The organism is Mycolicibacterium neoaurum, from assembly GCF_036946495.1.
In the GTDB taxonomy this organism is placed as follows: domain Bacteria; phylum Actinomycetota; class Actinomycetes; order Mycobacteriales; family Mycobacteriaceae; genus Mycobacterium; species Mycobacterium neoaurum_B.
The window spans coordinates 4159705-4178869 of the sequence record NZ_JAQIIX010000002.1; the positions used below are offsets into that span (position 1 = coordinate 4159705).

17 protein-coding genes are annotated in these 19165 nt (G+C 66.9%); 12 read left to right on the plus strand and 5 right to left on the minus strand.

Annotated features, from left to right (window positions below):
- Nucleotides 1–30 precede the first annotated feature (30 nt).
- Together whiA and PGN27_RS25530 are read right to left on the minus strand one after the other, a co-directional pair.
- On the minus strand, nt 31–1146 hold the full coding sequence (gene whiA / locus PGN27_RS25525; RefSeq protein ID WP_335328613.1) for a DNA-binding protein WhiA: 1116 nt from the start codon (nt 1144–1146) through the stop codon (nt 31–33).
- 883 nt (nt 1147–2029) lie between these two features.
- The gene (locus PGN27_RS25530) at nt 2030–2599 is read right to left on the minus strand and encodes a hypothetical protein (RefSeq protein WP_335328614.1); all 570 of its coding nucleotides are present in this window, start codon (nt 2597–2599) and stop codon (nt 2030–2032) included.
- Between the two features lie 68 nt (nt 2600–2667).
- On the opposite strand from PGN27_RS25530, the gene PGN27_RS25535 reads away from it, so the two are divergent.
- The 8 genes from PGN27_RS25535 (at nt 2668) to PGN27_RS25570 (ending at nt 11048) form a co-directional block, all read left to right on the plus strand.
- Nucleotides 2668–3498, plus strand: a complete 831-nt coding sequence (locus PGN27_RS25535; RefSeq protein WP_335328615.1) for a DUF3097 domain-containing protein — start codon at nt 2668–2670, stop codon at nt 3496–3498.
- A 9-nt stretch (nt 3499–3507) separates the two neighbouring features.
- Complete coding sequence (locus PGN27_RS25540; protein ID WP_335328616.1) at nt 3508–4833, plus strand: replication-associated recombination protein A; 1326 nt, start codon at nt 3508–3510, stop codon at nt 4831–4833.
- Between the two features lie 21 nt (nt 4834–4854).
- Nucleotides 4855–5235 (plus strand): secondary thiamine-phosphate synthase enzyme YjbQ, encoded by a 381-nt coding sequence (locus PGN27_RS25545; RefSeq protein WP_335328862.1) that lies wholly within the window; start codon nt 4855–4857, stop codon nt 5233–5235.
- Nucleotides 5236–5310: 75 nt separating this feature from the next.
- Nucleotides 5311–7998: an alanine--tRNA ligase gene (gene alaS, locus PGN27_RS25550; RefSeq protein WP_335328617.1), complete on the plus strand. Its 2688-nt coding sequence runs from the start codon at nt 5311–5313 to the stop codon at nt 7996–7998.
- Nucleotides 7999–8001: 3 nt separating this feature from the next.
- The gene (gene ruvX / locus PGN27_RS25555) at nt 8002–8496 is read left to right on the plus strand and encodes a Holliday junction resolvase RuvX (protein ID WP_335328618.1); all 495 of its coding nucleotides are present in this window, start codon (nt 8002–8004) and stop codon (nt 8494–8496) included.
- Nucleotides 8489–9745 carry an endolytic transglycosylase MltG gene (locus PGN27_RS25560; RefSeq protein WP_335328619.1) on the plus strand — a complete coding sequence of 419 codons (1257 nt, stop codon included), beginning with the start codon at nt 8489–8491 and terminating at the stop codon, nt 9743–9745. Before ruvX ends, PGN27_RS25560 begins: the two co-directional genes overlap by 8 nt.
- 37 nt (nt 9746–9782) lie before the next feature.
- On the plus strand, nt 9783–10616 hold the full coding sequence (locus tag PGN27_RS25565; RefSeq protein WP_335328863.1) for a shikimate dehydrogenase: 834 nt from the start codon (nt 9783–9785) through the stop codon (nt 10614–10616).
- A gap of 9 nt (nt 10617–10625) precedes the next feature.
- Nucleotides 10626–11048: a prepilin peptidase gene (locus PGN27_RS25570; protein ID WP_335328620.1), complete on the plus strand. Its 423-nt coding sequence runs from the start codon at nt 10626–10628 to the stop codon at nt 11046–11048.
- Nucleotides 11049–11056: 8 nt separating this feature from the next.
- On the opposite strand, the gene PGN27_RS25575 is transcribed toward PGN27_RS25570, so the two are convergent.
- Complete coding sequence (locus PGN27_RS25575) at nt 11057–12226, minus strand: glycerate kinase (RefSeq protein ID WP_335328864.1); 1170 nt, start codon at nt 12224–12226, stop codon at nt 11057–11059.
- A gap of 208 nt (nt 12227–12434) precedes the next feature.
- Between PGN27_RS25575 and PGN27_RS25580 the strand changes: the two genes are divergently transcribed.
- The 3 genes from PGN27_RS25580 to kce all read left to right on the plus strand — a co-directional run bounded on the left by PGN27_RS25580 (nt 12435) and on the right by kce (nt 15386).
- On the plus strand, nt 12435–13496 hold the full coding sequence (locus PGN27_RS25580; RefSeq protein ID WP_335328621.1) for a LacI family DNA-binding transcriptional regulator: 1062 nt from the start codon (nt 12435–12437) through the stop codon (nt 13494–13496).
- 118 nt (nt 13497–13614) lie between these two features.
- Nucleotides 13615–14409 (plus strand): SDR family oxidoreductase, encoded by a 795-nt coding sequence (locus PGN27_RS25585; RefSeq protein ID WP_335328622.1) that lies wholly within the window; start codon nt 13615–13617, stop codon nt 14407–14409.
- A gap of 44 nt (nt 14410–14453) precedes the next feature.
- Nucleotides 14454–15386 (plus strand): 3,5-dioxohexanoate:acetyl-CoA acetone transferase, encoded by a 933-nt coding sequence (kce, locus tag PGN27_RS25590; protein WP_335328623.1) that lies wholly within the window; start codon nt 14454–14456, stop codon nt 15384–15386.
- 65 nt (nt 15387–15451) lie between these two features.
- On the opposite strand, the gene PGN27_RS25595 is transcribed toward kce, so the two are convergent.
- Complete coding sequence (locus PGN27_RS25595; protein WP_335328624.1) at nt 15452–16795, minus strand: MFS transporter; 1344 nt, start codon at nt 16793–16795, stop codon at nt 15452–15454.
- A 27-nt stretch (nt 16796–16822) separates the two neighbouring features.
- Nucleotides 16823–17722: an SMP-30/gluconolactonase/LRE family protein gene (locus PGN27_RS25600; protein ID WP_335328625.1), complete on the minus strand. Its 900-nt coding sequence runs from the start codon at nt 17720–17722 to the stop codon at nt 16823–16825.
- A 206-nt stretch (nt 17723–17928) separates the two neighbouring features.
- Here PGN27_RS25600 and aroC point away from each other — a divergent pair, with 206 nt between their 5' ends.
- Nucleotides 17929–19164, plus strand: a complete 1236-nt coding sequence (gene aroC, locus PGN27_RS25605; protein ID WP_335328626.1) for a chorismate synthase — start codon at nt 17929–17931, stop codon at nt 19162–19164.
- The last annotated feature ends 1 nt before the right edge of the window (nt 19165 follow it).

A 19165-nucleotide genomic window follows, 5' to 3' on the forward strand; every position in this document is an offset into this window, starting at 1 on the left:
GCGGCGGTGCCGGTCGGGCGGTCGCGCGGGCTAGCTGGTGGTGTCGGGAATGCCGGCTTTCTTGGCGGTTCGATCAGCGAGGTCCAGTAGTCGTCGAATTCTGCCTGCGACGGCATCTTTGGTCATGGGTGGATCGGCGCGGCGGCCCAGTTCACTCAATGCGAGGTCGGGATGGGCCAGGCGTAGTGCTGCGGCGGCTTTGAGATGGGCGGGTGCGGTGTCACCGAGTATCTGCTTCGCACGCCGCACCCGTGCGGTGGACTCGGCTGCCGCCTCGGCCGCCCGCCTGGTATTTGCCGACTCCAACGTAGGGCTTCGTCCGACTCCGTTATGAAAGTGCTGATGGTGGTGGCGATTCGCCCATAGGGCGCTTGTTTCGGGAGCGCCGATTCGCGCCAGCAGCGCGGTGACGGCCTCGTCGTTGCGCAGGACGACGCAGTCACGGCCGCGGACTTCACGCCGCTGCGCGGTGATCCCCAGGCGGCGTGCGACGCCGGCCAGTGCTATCGCCGCTTCCGGGCCGGGGCTGTAGACGGTCAGTCCCCGGCGATGTCCGGTCGACGCCAGGTGGCTGGTGGCGAGAATCGCACCGCGCCAAGCCGCTTCCAACTCCTCGTGCGCGCCTCCGACGATCCACGGAGGTATCCCGCTGACCGGTCGGCCGCGGTGGTCGATCAGTCCGGTTTGCCGGGCGAGGTTCTCGGCGTGAATGAGGCGCAGGAGATAGCGGTTGGCGCTGCCTGTGCTGGTGTGCGCCATGTTCAGTGTCGGTGCGGCGCCGCACAGGTGAAAGATGTTGCTGCGTAGACGTTGGGCAGTGGGGAAGTGATCGACTTCGGCGTCGAGGACGATCGTGTTGCTGATGATGGCAAGTCCGCCGGTGAGCCGTAGCATCACCGCAACTTCGGCCCGGCGGGCCTTGGCCGTTCCCGGCGCAGCGGAGCTGAGCTCGTCCTTGGCCAGGGTCGCCGGTTGTCTTGAGATCGATACGTCGCGGCCGCCGTGTGCATTCAGGCCAGGTGGCCCGCCGGCGGAATCGCCATGATGGCCAGGTTGATTCGCGGCGTGGGCGGCAACCAGTCGCGCAGTCCGGGATTTCACCGTGCCGTCGGGGGCCGGTCCTTCGGGAACCAGGGGCTGCGTCATCAGGTGCAATCCTTTCCGCTCGATCCGGTTGGCGGAACGGCTCGGGTCCAAACGGATCCAGCTATACGGGGGCCGCTGCGTGGCTGGAGAGGCCATGGAGCTGCTGGTCTGGTGAGTCGATCGGCTGCAGCGAGCATGTAACCCCGGGTGGAATCACTCTACATACCGGTTGACATGTCAGTCAGTTATATGTGAACGTGACGCTGCACACGTGCTGAACTGGTCTACGGGGGTGCCGGGCCGTGTGTAGCAAACGGGGGTTTGTGCGTGTTGCTCATCAGTACGGTCAGGTGGCGAATCTGGCTGTTGTGGCGTGAGCAAAGTACCTGTCACCGAGGGGTGCGTCAGCCTTGCCGTAGCGTACAGAACGTGACTGTAAGGGAGCGCTCCGGTTGGAAAGCGCAGGTTATAGTTTGGTTTGCCTCGACTCTGGTGTTTGCTCTGCTCGTATTTGTCAACTCGTTGCCGCCCGTCTCTCTCGCCGAGGACGGAACCTACAGAGTCGGTGACTGCTTCCGCTGCAACCCTGTCTCCGGTACGTGGCAGACCCACGGCGGGGTCACGGCGAACTGTGTATGGATGGTGCGCACGGAGGAGAACGACGTTGTTGACCACGGCGAGTTCGCCCCGGGTGAGAGGGGACGTGTAGTGCTCCAAGTAGGTGAATACTTCACGACAGTTGGTTGTCAGCCCTGGGTGTTGGTCGGCTGATCGGTCAGCTCGGCATTGTTGTGTGCTGCCGTGCCGACCCGCGCGTTGCCTTGGTGGCTCCGGCCCATGTGGTCCCGCCGTTTCAGCGATACACAGCAACGGTTTTGATGTTTCTCCGAGTGTCTTTGCTGCGGTTGGTGAACCGTGTGGCCGGCTGTTCGGCGCTGCCTGTTCAATTCAGGCGTAGGTATGTCTGTCCGCGCGGGGACAGCCGATAGCCGGTCCCCAGACTGATGGTCAGCCCGAGCCCTTTCAGCTGTCTGACCCTGCGCTTGAACCGCGCTGTGTCGGTGCCGACCCGCGCGGCCAGATCCGGTGCCCGGACACCTTCGTTGTCGCCGATCAATTGCAGATACGTCCGGGTCCAGGGTTCGGTGGCCGTATCCCAGCGGTCCAGCCGCGCGCCGATCTCGGCGATCTCGTCGGCGTTCGGTATGCCCTCGGCCAGCGCAGGACGCTCGTCCGGAGCCAGATAGGAGACCCCGATCAGATACGTGTGTGCGGCGGTGCGCCCTTCCAGTTCTGCCTGCGCGGTGGCGGCGTCGGGGTAGCCGGCCGCACGGGCCTGCGCCGGTGTCACCCGGTGACCGGCCGGGTATTCGTCGACCGAGTCGATCTGCACGATCCCGGCCTGGGTCCGCTGAGTGCCGCCGGTCTTGACGCGTGGCCGGTCCCATTTGCGCAGCACCAGGGTGATGGTGCCGGCCGCGATACCGTCTGCTGTCGCACGATTGAGCAACACATCTCGATGCTATGACGGCGGCATGTCGTATCGACGGGTCCGTGGCGGGGCTTTCTAGGATCGCCCGCGTGACTGATCGATACGGCTCCGACATCCTGTCCCGAAACCCGCACACGCCCAAGCGCGTTCGCTCCGTCGAACACCCAGCCGAGCGCGGGCTGGTGGTCGAGGACCCGTCCAGCGGTTTCGTCGGCGCGGTGGTGCGTATCGAGAACAACCGGGTGGACCTGGAGGACCGCAACGGCCGGATCCGCTCCTTCCCGCTGGGCCCCGGCTTCCTCGTCGAGGGCAAGCCGGTGATTCTGACCGTGCCCAAGCGTGCCCCCGCCGCGCCGGCCCGCACCGCATCCGGTTCGGTGGCGGTCGCCGGTGCAAAGGCACGCGTTGCCCTGGCGAGCCGGATCTATGTCGAGGGCCGCCACGACGCCGAACTCGTCGAGCAGGTGTGGGGTGCGGACCTGCGCATCGAGGGTGTCGTCGTCGAATACCTGGGTGGGGTGGACGATCTTGCCGGGATCGTCACCGAATTCCAGCCCGGGCCCGGGCGCAAGCTCGGCGTGCTCGTCGACCACTTGGTGGCGGGCTCCAAGGAATCGCGGATCGCCGCCGAAGCGATGCGTGCGAGTTCCGGCGATCACGTGCTGGTGGTCGGGCACCCGTACATCGACATCTGGCAGGCAGTCAAACCCGAACGGCTGGGCCTCAAGCAGTGGCCGGTGATCCCACGCGGTATCGACTGGAAACACGGTATCTGCGACGCCCTGGGCTGGCCGCATGCCACCCAGGCCGATATCGCCGGCGCGTGGCAGCGCATCCGCGGCCGCGTGCGGGACTGGAACGATCTGGAACCGGCACTGATCGGGCGGGTCGAGGAGCTGATCGACTTCGTGACCGCTTAGCGTTGAGGGGTGGCCGACAGTCTGTTCGACATGCCAGGAGACTCTTCTCCGGGTGATGCGCTGCCGACCGCTGCGAGCCCGCTCGCCGTCCGGATGCGCCCGGCCACCCTCGATGATGTGGTGGGTCAGCAGCACCTGCTCAAACCGGGGTCGCCGCTGCGCCGCCTGGTGGAGGGGTCCGGCGCGGCCAGCGTCATCCTGTACGGCCCGCCCGGTACCGGTAAGACCACGCTGGCCTCGCTGATCTCCGGAGCCACCGGCCGTCGGTTCGAGGCGCTCTCGGCGCTGTCCGCTGGGGTCAAGGAGGTGCGCGCGGTCATCGAGGAGGCCCGTCGCGCCGCGATCCGCGGACAGCAGACGGTGCTGTTCATCGACGAGGTGCACAGGTTCTCCAAGACCCAGCAGGACGCCCTGCTGGCGGCGGTGGAGAACAGGGTGGTGCTGCTGGTGGCGGCGACCACCGAGAACCCGTCCTTCTCCGTGGTGGCGCCGCTGTTGTCGAGATCGCTGATCCTGCAGCTGCAACCGCTGGACGCCGACGATATCCGCACCGTGTTGCAGCGCGCGGCAACCGACGAGCGGGGCTTGGCGGGCAGGGTCGCACTCGACGACGACGCCCTCGAGCTGTTGGTCACGCTGTCGGCCGGTGATGCCCGCCGGGCGTTGACTGCGCTGGAGGTGGCCAGCGAAACCGGTGAGCGCATCACCGTCGAGGTTGTCGAGCAATCCCTGGATCAGGCCGCGGTGCGCTACGACCGTGACGGCGACCAGCACTATGACGTCGTCAGCGCCTTCATCAAATCGGTGCGTGGCTCCGACGTCGACGCCGCGCTGCACTATCTGGCCCGGATGCTGACCGCGGGGGAGGACCCGCGCTTCATCGCCCGGCGGCTGATGATCCTGGCCAGTGAGGACATCGGGATGGCGGATCCGAGCGCGTTGCCGACCGCGGTCGCCGCAGCACAGACCGTGCAATTGATCGGTATGCCCGAGGCGCAGCTGACGCTCGCGCACGCCACCGTGCACCTTGCCACCGCGCCGAAGTCGAACGCGGTGACCACGGCGCTGGGGGCGGCGATGGGCGACATCCGGGCGGGCAAGGCAGGGTTGGTGCCCGCGCATCTGCGCGACGGGCACTATGCCGGAGCCCAGAAGCTCGGCAACGCGGTGGGCTACAAGTACGCCCACGACGCTGCGGGGGGCGTTGCTTCACAACAATATCCACCCGATGAACTGGTGGGCGTGGACTACTACCGGCCCACCGGGTACGGCGCCGAACGCGAGATCGCGACCCGGTTGGAGAAGTTGCGCGCAATCATCCGGAGGAAACGCTGATGAAGACCCACCTGGCTCGATCTGGACACCTCGCGTCGACGGATCGTCGACCTCACCGATGAGGTCGCACGGTTCTGCGCGGGCAGAGGCGACGGACTGTGCAACGTCTTCGTCCCGCACGCCACCGCGGGCATCGCCGTCATCGAAACCGGAGCGGGCTCCGATGCGGACCTGATCGACACGCTGGAACGCCTGCTGCCGCGCGACGATCGCTACCGCCATGCGCACGGTTCACCCGGCCACGGTGCCGATCATGTGCTCCCGGGCCTGGTCTCACCGTCGGTGACGGTGCCGGTGGGCGACGGCACGCCATTGCTGGGAACCTGGCAGAGCATCGTCCTGGTGGACCTGAACAGGGACAACCCGCGCCGGTCGGTGCGGCTGAGCTTCGTGTCGGGCTGAAGATTCCGACCGGTAACCAAACGGTACTGTGGTGCGGTCGTTGTATTCGCAGGTTGGACCAAAGGACAGCAGCACGTGCAGACACACGAGATCAGGAAACGCTTCCTCGATCATTTCGTGAAAGCGGGACATACCGAGGTGCCCAGCGCCTCGGTGATCCTCGACGATCCGAACCTGCTGTTCGTCAACGCCGGCATGGTGCAGTTCGTACCGTTCTTCCTCGGCCAGCGCACGCCGCCCTGGGACCGGGCCACCAGCGTGCAGAAGTGCATCCGCACCCCGGATATCGAAGAAGTCGGTATCACCACCCGGCACAACACCTTCTTCCAGATGGCCGGCAACTTCAGCTTCGGCGATTACTTCAAGAAGGGCGCCATCGAGCTGGCCTGGACGCTGCTGACCAACCCGGTCTCCGAGGGTGGTTACGGCTTCGACCCGGAGCGCCTGTGGGCGACGGTCTACCTCGATGACGACGAGGCCATCGAACTGTGGCAGGAGGTTGCGGGGCTGCCGCTCGAGCGCATCCAGCGCCGCGGCATGGCCGACAACTACTGGTCGATGGGCATCCCCGGACCCTGTGGGCCGTGCTCGGAGATCTACTACGACCGCGGACCCGAGTACGGCGTCGACGGCGGGCCGGAGGCCAACGAGGACCGCTACATCGAGATCTGGAATCTCGTGTTCATGCAGAACGAGCGCGGCGAGGGGACGTCGAAGGACAACTTCGAGATCCTCGGGCCGCTGCCGCGCAAGAACATCGACACCGGCATGGGTGTCGAGCGCATCGCCTGCCTGCTGCAGGGCGTGGACAACGTCTACGAAACCGATCTGGTGCGACCCGTCATCGACAAGGTGGCCCAGTACGCGCCCCGCGGCTACAGCCAGGGCAACCACACCGACGATGTCCGCTACCGCATCATCGGCGACCACAGCCGCACCGCGGCCATCATCATCGGCGACGGTGTCAGCCCCGGTAACGAGGGCCGCGGCTACGTGCTGCGCCGGCTGCTGCGCCGGATCATCCGCGCGGCCAAGCTGCTCGGTGTCGAGCAGCCCATCATGAGCGAGCTGATGGTCACCGTGCGTGACGAGATGGGACCGTCCTACCCCGAACTCGTCACCGACTTCGACCGCATTCACCGCATCGCGGTGGCCGAGGAGACGGCGTTCAACCGGACCCTGGCCTCGGGATCGCGGTTGTTCGACGATGCTGCCGAGGCGACCCGCAGCGCCGGCAAGTCCACGCTCTCGGGCGTCGACGCCTTCACGCTGCACGACACCTACGGCTTCCCGATCGAGCTCACCCTCGAGATGGCCGCCGAAGCGGGTCTCACTGTGGACGAAGAGGGTTTCCGCGGCCTGATGGCCGAGCAGCGGCAACGGGCCAAGGCCGACGCCGCTGCCCGCAAGCAGGCCCACACCGACCTGTCCGCGTACCGCGACCTTGTCGACGGCGGACCCACCGAGTTCACCGGCTTCGACGAATTGTCCACCGAGGCACGTATTCTCGGCATCTTCGTCGACGGCACCCGGGTCCCTGTGGTCAGTCACGGCGGCGCGGACGGGACCGTCGAGCTGATCCTGGATCGGACCCCGTTCTACGCCGAATCCGGTGGTCAGATCGCCGATGAGGGCACCATCACCGGCACCGGATCGTCGGAGACCGCCAAGGCAACGGTCACCGATGTGCAGAAGATCGCGAAAACGCTATGGGCACATCGCGTCCGGGTCGAATCGGGTGAGTTCGTCGAGGGTGACACCATCGTCGCCGAGGTGGATCCGACGTGGCGGCACGGCGCGACCCAGGGTCACTCGGGAACCCACATGGTGCATGCGGCGCTGCGAGAGGTGTTGGGGCCCAACGCCGTACAGGCAGGCTCGTTGAACCGGCCGGGCTACCTGCGATTCGACTTCAACTGGCAGGGAGCGCTGTCGGAGGCCCAGCGCACCCAGATCGAAGAGGTCGCCAACGAGGCCGTGCAGGCCGACTATGCGGTCAACACCTTCAACACCGGACTCGACCAGGCCAAGGCGATGGGCGCGATGGCACTGTTCGGTGAGAACTACCCAGACGAGGTCCGGGTGGTCGAGATCGGTGGGCCGTTCTCGCTGGAGCTGTGCGGCGGAACGCATGTGCGCAGCTCGGCGCAGATCGGTCCGGTGACACTGCTCGGGGAGTCCTCGGTGGGCTCCGGCGTGCGGCGCGTCGAGGCCTATGTGGGCCTGGAGTCCTTCCGGCACCTGTCCAAGGAACGCGCGCTGATGGCCGGGCTGGCCTCGTCGCTGAAGGTACCGTCCGAGGAGGTTCCGGCCCGGGTGGCCAATCTCGTCGAGCGACTGCGCGCCGCCGAGAAGGAACTCGACAAGGTGCGTCTTGCCAACGCTCGCGCCGCCGCGGCAAATGCCGCCGCCGGTGCGGAGACGGTCGGTAAGGTCCGTCTGGTGGCGCAGCGGATGGCGGGCGGGGTCTCGGCCGGCGACCTGCGCAGCCTGGTCGGCGACATCAAGGGCAAGCTGGGCTCCGAGCCCGGTGTGGTCGCCCTGATCGCCGAGGCGGAGGGCGACAGCGTGCCGTTCGTCGTCGCGGTGAACGCGGGCGCGCAGGATCTGGGTCTGAAGGCCGGCGACCTGGTCAAGGTGCTTGGCGGTCCGGTCAACGGCCGTGGGGGTGGGAAGGCCGATCTGGCCCAGGGTTCCGGTAAGGGGGCGGCGGGTATCGACGCGGCGTTGGCCGCGCTACGCGCAGAGATCGCCCGGAGCTAGCCTGTGCCACTGGACGTCGACCGCAGCCCCGACCGGCCCGGTCCCGATGACCCGGGACGCGGCCGGCGGCTCGGGGTCGATGTCGGCACCGTGCGCATCGGCGTGGCAGGCAGCGATCCCGACGGGATCCTGGCCACCCCGCTGGAGACCGTCAAACGGGATCGCACCGGACGCCACCTGCGCCGCTTGGTGGCGCTGGTGCAGGAAAACGATGCCGTCGAGGTCATCGTCGGGTTGCCGCGCACGCTGGCCGACCGCTCCGGATCGTCGGCCCAGGACGCCGTCGAGATGGCCGACAAACTTGCCGAGCTGATCGCACCGGTACCGGTGCGGCTGGCTGATGAACGACTGACCACGGTGAGTGCACAGCGCGCGCTCCGCGATGCCGGAGTGCGCGCCAAGAACCAGCGGGCCATGGTCGATCAGGTTGCGGCAGTGGGGATTCTGCAGACCTGGTTGGACCAGCGCCGGTCCGCATTAAGGGTGGCCGATGAGTGACCAGTGGGATTCGCAATGGAATACCGACCGCCATGAGCCGATCGCCGTCGGGCCGCCGCGTCGCCGGATGAACCGCGCCGAGCGCGCGCGGGCGCGACGGATGGCGCGCCGCCGGCGGAACTACACGATTTTCGCGGTGGCAACGCTCGTGGTGGTCGTCGTCGGTGCGGTGTTCGTCGGATCGCGGATGTGGCACAACATGTTCGGAAGCGGTGGTGACTTCGCCGGCGACGGTGTCGACGATGTCGTCATCGAGGTGCACAGCGGAGACACCACCACCGCCATCGGCCAGACCCTGCAACAACGCAATGTCGTGTCGTCCTCGAAGACCTTCGTCGAGGCGGCTGCCACCAACCCGGCGATCGCGGCCATCCAGCCCGGCTTTTACAAGGTCCGTACCGAGATCCCCGCCGCCAACGCCGTCGAACGGCTCGCTGATCCGGCCAATCGTGTCGGCCAGCTCGTCATCCCCGAGGGTCGCCAGCTCGACGACGTCGCCGACGTCAAGACCGACGCGGTGACCGAGGGCATCCTGACGCTCATCTCCCAGGCCTCGTGCGTGGATCTCAACGGCACCAGGGAATGCGTCTCCGCAGAGGACCTCAAACGCGCCGCAGGCAGCGCTGATCCCGCCACTCTCGCCGTCCCGCCGTGGGCGAACCCAGGCCTGGAGGCCATGGGCGACGACCATCGCCGTCTGGAAGGCCTGATCGCCGCGGGTAGCTGGAATGTCGACCCCTCGGGATCGCCGGAGAGCATCCTGGCCGGACTGATCCGATCGAGCACGGCGATGTATGAGGCGAATGGATTGCTCGATGCGGCCACCACCGCCAACATCACCCCCTACCAGGTGCTCGTGGTGGCATCACTGGTCCAGCGCGAATCCAAGCCCCAGGACTTCGCCAAGGTCGCCAGGGTCATCTACAACCGGCTCGCCGAGAACCGGAAGCTGGAGTTCGACTCCACGGTCAACTATTCGTTGGACCGCACCGAGGTGGCCACCACCGACGCCGACCGGGCGCGGATCACGCCGTGGAACACCTACGCCTCGCTGGGCCTGCCCAAGACGCCGATCTGCTCACCGGGAGCACCGGCGGTCGTCGCTGCGGAGAACCCGGCGATCGGGGACTGGCTGTACTTCGTCACCATCGACCTGCAGGGCACCACCAACTTCACCCGCGACTACGACGAGCACCTGGCCAATATCGACATCGCCAGGCGCAACGGTGTGCTCGACAGTGCCCGATAGGCGGCCCGCCGCCGTGCCCGATGGGCGGCCCGCCGCCGTGCCCGATGGGCGGCCCGCCGCCGTGCCCGATGGGCGGCCCGATGTCCGGCGGGCCGCGGTGTTGGGTTCCCCGATCTCGCATTCGCGCTCACCCGATATCCACCTGGCCGCCTACCGGGCGCTGGGACTGACGTCCTGGACCTATGACCGCATCGAATGCACTGCCGACCAATTGCCGGGACTGGTCGCCGGGCTCGGCCCCGAATGGGTCGGCCTCTCGGTCACCAAACCCGGCAAGTTCGCCGCACTGGCCACCGCCACCGAACGCACCGAACGCGCCGCACTGGTCGGCTCGGCCAACACTCTGGTGCGTACCGACACCGGGTGGCGCGCCGACAACACTGATATCGACGGCGTCATCGGCGCACTGGCCGACCATGTCGATACGCCACAACGCGCGGCGGTGCTGGGCTCCGGTGGCACCGCCCCGGCCGCGGTAGCCGCGCTGGTGAGCCTAGGTGTGCGCCACATCGCCGTGTTGGCCCGCGACCAGGCCAAGGCTGCCGAACCGGTGGCCATCGGACGGCAACTCGGCGCCGATACCGAATGGGTCGAGCTGGGCCATCCGATGGCAGAGCTGGATGTCGCGGTGAACACGCTGCCCGCCGAGGTCGCAGCGCGGTACGCCGACGCGATCGCGTCGGTGCCGGTACTGCTCGACGCCATCTACGACCCGTGGCCCACACCGTTGGCCGAGGCAGTGCGCACTGCCGGGGGCCGGGTGGTCAGCGGCCTGCAGATGCTGCTGCATCAGGCCGTCGCGCAGGTCGAGCAGTTCACCGGCATGACGGCCCCGCAAGAGGTGATGAGAGCGGCCCTCGAGCGGCTCTAGCCTCGACATATGGGGTGGGTCGCGGTGGGCGTGTGGTTGACCGCGCTGACCGTCTACGACCTGCGGCAGCGACGCCTGCCCAATGTGTTGACGCTGCCCGGCGCGATGGTGGTGCTGGGCGCGGCGGCATATTGCGACCGCGGCATGCCCGCTCTCGCCGGGGCGCTCGCGCTGTTCGGGATCTACCTCATCATCCATCTGGCGGTGCCCGGCCACCTCGGTGCCGGCGACGTCAAGCTCGCGCTCGGTCTCGGGGCGCTGACGGGCGCCTTCGGTACGGATGTGTGGGCATTGGCCGCGTTGGCCGCGCCGCTGCTCACCGCGATCTGGGCGCTGATCGCCCGGATGTTCGGCCGCGCCGGTCCGGTCGCGCACGGGCCGGCCATGTGCATCGCGAGCGCGGGGGCGGTGGTGTTGGCGGTCGGCTGGTGAACCGACCGCTATGGATGACGTGACCCGAGTTCGCCGAACCGGTCCCTGGCGATGGTTGCCCCGATGAGGTTCAGCAATGTCACGGCGTTGCGCATGCTCACCGTCTGATCGGCCTCCAGCTCGGCCAGTGTGTACACCGAACCGATACCCGCGGACTGCGTTTCGGCGGATCCGACCGTCGATCGGCCGGCGACGGCCACCACGGGGACGCCACGGGCGTGCGCCTGCCTGGCCACCCCGACCGGCCCTTTGCCGCGCAGCGACTGTTCGTCGAGGGAACCTTCGCCCACAATGACCAACGCAGCGCCGTCGAGCAACGCGGGGAAACCGCCCAGTTCGAGCAGTAGGTCGATACCGGGCGCGACGCGGGCTCCGAGCAAAGCGGCCATCGCAAACGCGATCCCACCCGCCGCACCCATCCCCGGTGCACCCCGCCGGTCCTGCCCGGTGTGCGCGGTGACGATATCCGCCCAGTGCACCAGCGCTCGGTCCAGAGAGCGCGCGGTTTCGGGGTCGGCGCCCTTCTGCGGGCCGTAGACGTGCGCGGCACCGTCCGGTCCGGTGAGGGGATTGTCGACATCGCACGCGACCACCAGCTCGACATCGCGGAGCCCCCGATCGACACCGCTGAGGTCGATGCTGCGGATGTGCGGAAGCTCGGCTGCGCTCGGATACACCGGGTCGTCGTACTCGTCCAAGAGACGGGCCCCGAGACCGACCAGCAGACCGGCCCCGCCGTCGGTGGTGGCGCTGCCGCCGATCCCAAGAACGATGCGGTCCACTCCGCGTGCCAGAGCGTCGCGTAATGCCATACCGACGCCCAGGCTGGTGGCGATCCGCGCCGTGGCGCGGTTCGGCCCGCAGCCCCGGAGCAGGCCCAATCCACAGGCAGTGGCGGCCTCGATCACCGCGGTGCGTCCGGACCGCGCATAGACCATCTCGACCGGTCGGCCCAGCGGGTCGACCGCGGCACAGGTGACGGGGGAGAAGCCGGCGGTCATCAGCATGTCCACCGTTCCCTCCCCGCCGTCGGCGATGGGGAACGGCACGACCGGCCGCGATGTCGCCGACCGGAGACCGTCGGTTAATGCCGCGGCCGCGCCCGCGGCCGAGACGGAGCCTTTGAACTTGTCCGGCGCCACCACCAGATGGCCGTCAGAGTTGTTGTGCGCCAACATCTTCACACTGCCCAACGGTAGGGGTGTCGAATCTCGATAAGCAACGTTAAGCGTGCGTGGGCGCGCAAGGCGCGGACGTTCAGTGTCCGTTCCCGGGATCCTTCGGCGAATCGGGCGGATGGAGGCGAGCGGGGCTTAACGTTGCTTAACGTTTGATCTGGCGTTGTAATGGGCGCCACAGCGCATCGACGAGGCGGCAGGAGGGTCAGTGGACGATATCGGCGTATCCGCGACCGTCGCCCGAGCTGTCTCGGCGGCCGCGGTGGCCCGCGCGTGCGGCGTATCGAAGGCCACTGTCAGCTATGTGATGAACGGCCAGCCCGGGGTTTCCGCCGAGACCAGAAGACGGGTCATCAAAGTCGCCGGTGAACTCGGCTATCGGCCGGCGGCGGGCCCGCGTCCGGACCCGCTCCTGACACGCGTGGTGGGACTGATCCTTCCCAATCTGGGCAACCCCATGTACACCGGCTGGGCAGAACGCATCATTTCGGTGACCCGCGAACAGGGCTTCGACGTCTTCGTCGCGACCACCGACGACGATCCCGACACGCTGGCGCAGGTTGCGGGCACCCTGGCCGCCCGCAACGTCGACGGGGTGATCATCGCCGCGCTCCTCCGCGAGGATCTGCGAGCGCTACGGACTTTGCGCCAGAAGCGGATTCCGTTCGTCTGCTTATCGCGAAGTGCCGATCAGTTGCATGGTGACTATGTCGGAATCGACTTCGACGCGGCCGCCACCCTGTTGATGGAACATGTGCTGGAGCATGGCTATCGAGAGCTCGCCACCGTCATCGGCCCGCGTACCTCCACCGCCTCGCTCATCCGCGAAGAGGCTTTCGTACGCACTGCGGAGGCGGCCGGGGTGTCGGTGCGCGGCGCCCGCAAGGTCAGCACCCGGCTCGACAGCGCCGGCGGTCGGGCCGCTGCCCGCGCGCTGTTGGATGGCCCCCGTCCGCCGGAGGCGGTGGTGTGTGGATCTGACGAGATCGCGATCGGGGTCATGGAGCATGCGATGTCGATGGGCCTGCGGATCCCCGAGGATCTGGCCGTCGTCGGCGGTGACGGGCTGCCGCACAGTCGGTCCGCCCTGATCAACCTCACCACCGTCATCCAGCCGATCAACGTGATGGCCGAACGGTCCTTCGAACTGCTGTTGGACCAGATCATCCGTCCACGTTCCACCTACCACCACGTGATCTGTGAACACCGTCTGCACATCGGCCGGACCTGCGGATGTCCGCCGGCCCGGCGGCGCGGCGTGCCTGACTGACTGACTGACGACCGGCCGGGACAACCCGCAGCGATAACGCAACGTGCGGCCACTTCGGCCGTGCGTGGATTCACCATGCCGTCCCACCGCGGCCGGCCCCTACGAAGGAGATGACGATATGTCTGCACCCCAACGCAATCGGCGCGTGCTCGATTTCACCGGCCGACGCGTGGTGGTCACCGCCGGCGCGGCCGGTATCGGACTTGCGATCGCGACCACGATGAAGGCCCACGGCGCCGACGTCTTCGTCACCGACGTCAACCCGGAGGCCGTGCGGGCCGCCGGAGAAGCCGGTCTGGCTGCCGCGGTCAGCGATGTCTGCCGAGAAGACGATGTCAGGCAGCTCATGCGTTCTGTGGAGGCCGAATTCGGTGGTCTGGACGTGCTGATCAACAACGCCGGCGTGGCAGGACCGACGGGTCGGGTCGACTCCCTGGAAATCGAGGACTGGAAGACGACCTTCGATGTCAACGTCCACGGACAGTTCCTCTGCGTCAAACACGCACTGCCGCTTCTCGAACGGTCGGACGACCCGTCGATCATCAATATGTCCTCGGCCGCCGGCCGATTGGGTATGGCCGGGCGCAGTCCGTATTCGGCGTCGAAGTGGGCGGTGATCGGCTTCACCAAATCGCTGGCGATCGAGCTCGGTGCGTCCGGGATCCGAGCAAACGCCATCTGTCCCGGCGCGGTCGACGGCCCACGTATCGAGCAGGTCATCGAAGCGAAGGCCGCGATGCTGGACCGGCCGGTGGACGAGGTTGCCGCGCTGTATCGCGGTCAATCATCGCTGGGACGGCTGATCGACGCCGCCGATATCGCCGATATGGCCCTGTTCCTGGCCAGCCCGTTGGCCAGGAACATCAACGGCCAGGCCATGGCCGTCGACGGCAACACCGAGAAACTCTTCTGAAAGTCAACGCCGACAAGAGAAGTCCGAAGAACGGAGAACAATCGATGCCCAAGACGAGAAAAGTCATCATCACCAGCGCGGTGACCGGTGCGATACACACCCCCAGCATGTCACCGCATCTGCCGGTGACGGCCGACGAGATCGCCGACGCCGCCATCGGAGCGGCCCGGGCCGGAGCGGCGATCGTCCATATGCACGCTCGCTCACCGCATGACGGCCGACCCTCGCAGGATCCCAAGGATTTCGAGCCGATTCTGGCCAAACTGAAGGCCAATACCAACGCGGTCATCAACATCACCACCGGCGGGTCTCCGCATATGACCGTGGAGGAGCGGATGCGCCCGGTCGCCACCTTCGCGCCGGAACTGGCGTCGTTGAACATGGGGTCGATGAACTTCGGTCTCTACCCCATGCTGGAGCGGTTCGACCAGTTCGCCAACGAATGGGAGCGCGAGGCATTGGAGAAGTCTCGGGATCTGGTATTCAAGAACACCTTTGCCGATATCGAGACCATCCTCGACATCGGCAACCGGAACGACACCCGATTCGAGTTCGAGTGTTACGACATATCGCACCTGAACAACCTTGCGCACTTCCACGCGCGCGGGCTGGCCCGAGGTCCGCTGTTCGTCCAAGCGGTATTCGGACTACTCGGTGGCATCGGTGGGCATCCGGAGGATCTGATGCACATGCGGCGCACCGCCGACAGGCTGCTCGGTGCGGACTATGAGTGGTCCATCCTCGGCGCGGGACGCAATCAGATGCCGTTGGCGACCATCGGCGCCGCGATGGGATCGCATGTCCGGGTGGGTCTGGAGGATTCACTGTGGATCGGTCCGGGTCAGTTGGCTGTTTCCAATGCCGAGCAGGTGAGCCGTATCCGTACGATCCTGGAGGCGTTGAATTTTGCGATAGCCACCCCTGATGACGCCCGCGAGATGCTCGACCTAAAGGGTGCGAACAGGGTCGGTTTCTGAGCGCGAGACAGCACGAGAATCCCCCCGGAGCCAGGCCGGCTCCGGGGGGATTCTCGTGATCGGGTTCAGCGGCGCGCAGCGACCGGATCGGCTTCGGTCGACCTGTCTGCCGGCGGCGAAGGCGCGGTGAAGAACTGCAGCGCCACACCGAGCAACGCGCAACCGGCCATGGTGAAGAAACACACGATGTAACCGCCGGTGGCCTCCCAGCCGCCGGCCATCGTGATCAACCGGCCCATCAGCAGCGGCGCGATCCCGCCGCCGATGAACATCGCGGTGGTGATGATGCCGTTGGCCGTGGAAATGGCGCCTTCGGGTGCTGCGTCGGAGGCGGCCGCATAGTAGATCGGCCACACCGCATTGGCGACGACACCGAAGACCAGTTGCACGACGACCACGAGCAGCGACGAGGTGGCCACGTAGAAGGCCGCCACGCTCACGGCCATCCAGATTCCACAGATGACGATGGTCTTTCTGCGGCCGATGACGTCGGAGAGGCTGGGCCACAGGATCTGGCCGAGTACGCCGGTGAGCGCGAAGACCACACTGAGGCCTGCTGATTCGGCAAGTGAGAGGCCGACCACGTTGTAGAGGTAGGCCGGCAGCACCATGTTGATTCCCATGTAGACGATCTGGGTCAACAAGGTGGTCAGGGCGGTCATCGAGATCGTCCGATTGCGTAGGCACGCGCCCACCAGTCCACGCCGCCGGCTCCCGGCCTCCGTCGGCAGGTCACGATCGGGGGGAGTCAGCCCCTTGGCTGCGATGTCCTCGTACAGTTCGTCGATTCGTCGCGCAGTGGAGTAACGACCCCAGAACAGCATCAGCGGGACCGCGATGATGAGCCCGAGGAACAGCGCGTAGGACCAGTTCGACGGGCCGAATGCGCCGATGACCACCGCGGCCACCAGACCGCTGAGCAGCGAACCGATCGGATAACCGGTGTGGTGGGCGCCGAGGGCGAACCCGCGTCGCTCTTTCGGCCACCATTCTGCGGTGTTGCTCACACCGACCGGTTCACCCCACCCGGCGCCCAGGTTGACACCGATTCGCAGCGCCACGAACGAGATCAGATGTGAGCTAACGAATTTGAAGCCCGAGATGAACGACAACGCGGTGTAACCGATGACGAGCGGCACCTGGAATCGTGCCCGCTTCCATCCGCCGCCATATCGATCACTCAAGCTGGACCCGGGAATCGCCAGCACGGCAAGCGAGATCATGATCAACGACACCAGCGCACCCCAGGCGTCCGCGCTGAGGTCGAAGGTCTCCGAGATGGTCGGGCCGAGCCGCAGGATGATTTCACGGTCATAGGCATTGAGCACCCAGATCAGCCAGCACACACCGAGGGAGATCCAGGAGTATTTGTGGGTGTTGCGCAGCGAGCCGCGCCGTTTGTCAGCCATCGAGTCGTCCTTTGAGTGATCGAGAGGTCATGCGCCGAATCGGCATTCGGGCAGGCCGTGCACGCCGAGACCGCGAACGGCGAACAACGAGCCGCGGAGCTGCCCGTCACCGGGAAATCGCGGCAGCGGTGGCTTGGCCATGGAGGTGACGAAAAGGACGTCCAGATCCGGTCCGCCGAACATGACGCTCGTCGGCTTGAGCACCGGGAAGTCGATGACGCGATCGACCGACCCGTCGGGTGCGTAACGGATGATCTTGCCGCCGTAGACGAGTGCCTGCCACACATATCCTTCGGCGTCGACGGTCGCCCCGTCAGCCGCTCCACCGGAACTGGTGTCCACCGTGGCGAAGGTGCGGCGGTTGGCCACGGAGCCATGCTCCAGGTCGTAGTCATAGGCCCAGATCTCACCGGTCCAGGTGTCGGCGAAGTAGAGCGTCGTGCCGTCCGGGCTGAAGCACGGTCCGTTGGACACCGTGATGCCGTCGTCCAGCACGGTCAACGTCCCGTCAGGGTGGTAGCTGTAGAGCTTGCCGCTACCGGTCTCCTCCAGGGTGTCCATGGACCCGAAGACGAACCGACCGGCCCGGTCGACTGTTCCGTCGTTCAGCCGATTGTGGGGAAGATCGGCCTCGATCTCGACCAGCCGGGTGAGTTCACCGCTGCCGAAGGTCAGCCGCCACAGGCCGTCCTGCAACGCGACCAGCGCGCCGTCGCCGGACCGGGTCAGCGCCATCGATCCGATCTTCTGTCCGACCTCCCAGGCGCGGATGCCCGTGCCGCTCGCGGTCGAGCGGAAGATTCGACCGTCGGCGCTGTCGATCCAGTACAGCGCCTGCTGCTCGACATCCCACAGCGGACCCTCCCCGAGGGTGGTCTTGAGATCAACGACCACATCGATGACGGGGTCTGGGGTGTGGTCAGCCATCGGACTCCTTCTCGAACTGTGCCTGGGGCCATGTATCCATGCCGAGCGAACGCTAGGAGCGCCACCATGCGTTCAGCAACGTTAAGTTGTGATCGGCACCATGTGGGTCGTCTTGATGCCGGGGTCATCACACGCGGTGGCGGCAGCGGCGTGTGGGATGTACACGGATTTCCGCCGGTGAAACCGGACGTGGGAGGATGGACAGCGTGTTGCGATGGACTACCGCAGGTGAATCCCATGGTCGCGCCCTGGTGGCGATGGTCGAGGGGATGGTTGCCGGGCTGGCGGTGACCTCCGAGGATATCGCCGCCCAGCTGCAGCGCCGCCGCCTCGGCTACGGCCGCGGCGCCCGGATGAAGTTCGAGAAGGACCAGGTCACCCTGCTTGCCGGGGTGCGGCACGGCCGCACCCTCGGCGGGCCCATCGCCGTCGAGATCGGTAACACCGAATGGCCGAAGTGGGAGACCGTGATGGCCGCGGACCCGGTGTCGGCCGAGCAACTCGACAGCGATGCCGCACGCAACGCCCCGCTGACCCGGCCGCGCCCGGGCCACGCCGACTACGCCGGGATGCTCAAGTACGGCTTCGACGACGCTCGTCCGGTACTGGAGCGGGCCAGCGCCCGCGAAACCGCGGCGCGTGTCGCCGCGGGCACCATCGCGCGCGCCTTCCTGAAGCAGGCGCTCGGTGTCGAGGTGGTCTCGCATGTCATCTCCATCGGCGCCTCGGCGCCCTACGATGGCCCGCCGCCGCAGCCGCAGGACCTGGCGGCCATCGACGAGAGCCCGGTCCGCGCCTTCGACAAGGACGCCGAGGCCGCCATGATCACCGAGATCGAAGCCGCCAAGAAGGACGGTGACACCCTCGGCGGCATCGTCGAGGTCGTGGTCAGTGGTCTGCCCGTGGGGTTGGGTTCGTTCACCAGCGGGGACAACCGCCTCGACAGTCAGCTGGCTGCCGCGGTCATGGGCATCCAGGCGATCAAGGGTGTCGAAATCGGCGACGGTTTCGAAACCGCCCGGCGCCGGGGCAGTGTCGCTCACGACGAGATCTATCCCGGGCCCGACGGCATCGTCCGCTCCACCAACCGCGCAGGCGGTCTCGAAGGCGGCATGACGAACGGCCAGCCGTTGCGCGTGCGGGCCGCGATGAAACCGATCTCCACGGTGCCGCGCGCACTGGCCACCGTCGACATGGCCACCGGCGACGAGGCCGTTGCGATCCATCAGCGCTCCGATGTGTGCGCCGTGCCGGCCGCTGGTGTGGTCGTCGAGACCATGGTGGCGCTGGTGCTGGCGCGTGCGGCACTGGAGAAGTTCGGTGGTGACTCGCTGGCCGAGACCAAGGCCAATGTGGACAGTTACCTGGGCGCGGTCGCGGAGCGCTCCGGCGGCCTGGAGCGCAGCGACGCGGGGAAAAACTCAGCGGCGCGGGCGGGATAAC

Excerpts from the sequence above, each read along its gene's own strand:
- PGN27_RS25570 (WP_335328620.1), top strand. The coding sequence starts at position 10,626 with ATGGGGTGGGTCGCGGTGGGCGTGTGGTTGACCGCGCTGACCGTCTAC.
- kce (WP_335328623.1), top strand. The coding sequence starts at position 14,454 with ATGCCCAAGACGAGAAAAGTCATCATCACCAGCGCGGTGACCGGTGCG.
- PGN27_RS25575 (WP_335328864.1), bottom strand. The coding sequence starts at position 12,226 with ATGTTGGCGCACAACAACTCTGACGGCCATCTGGTGGTGGCGCCGGAC.
- PGN27_RS25585 (WP_335328622.1), top strand. The coding sequence starts at position 13,615 with ATGTCTGCACCCCAACGCAATCGGCGCGTGCTCGATTTCACCGGCCGA.
- PGN27_RS25560 (WP_335328619.1), top strand. The coding sequence starts at position 8,489 with ATGAGTGACCAGTGGGATTCGCAATGGAATACCGACCGCCATGAGCCG.
- PGN27_RS25600 (WP_335328625.1), bottom strand. The coding sequence starts at position 17,722 with ATGGCTGACCACACCCCAGACCCCGTCATCGATGTGGTCGTTGATCTC.
- whiA (WP_335328613.1), bottom strand. The coding sequence starts at position 1,146 with ATGACGCAGCCCCTGGTTCCCGAAGGACCGGCCCCCGACGGCACGGTG.
- PGN27_RS25595 (WP_335328624.1), bottom strand. The coding sequence starts at position 16,795 with ATGGCTGACAAACGGCGCGGCTCGCTGCGCAACACCCACAAATACTCC.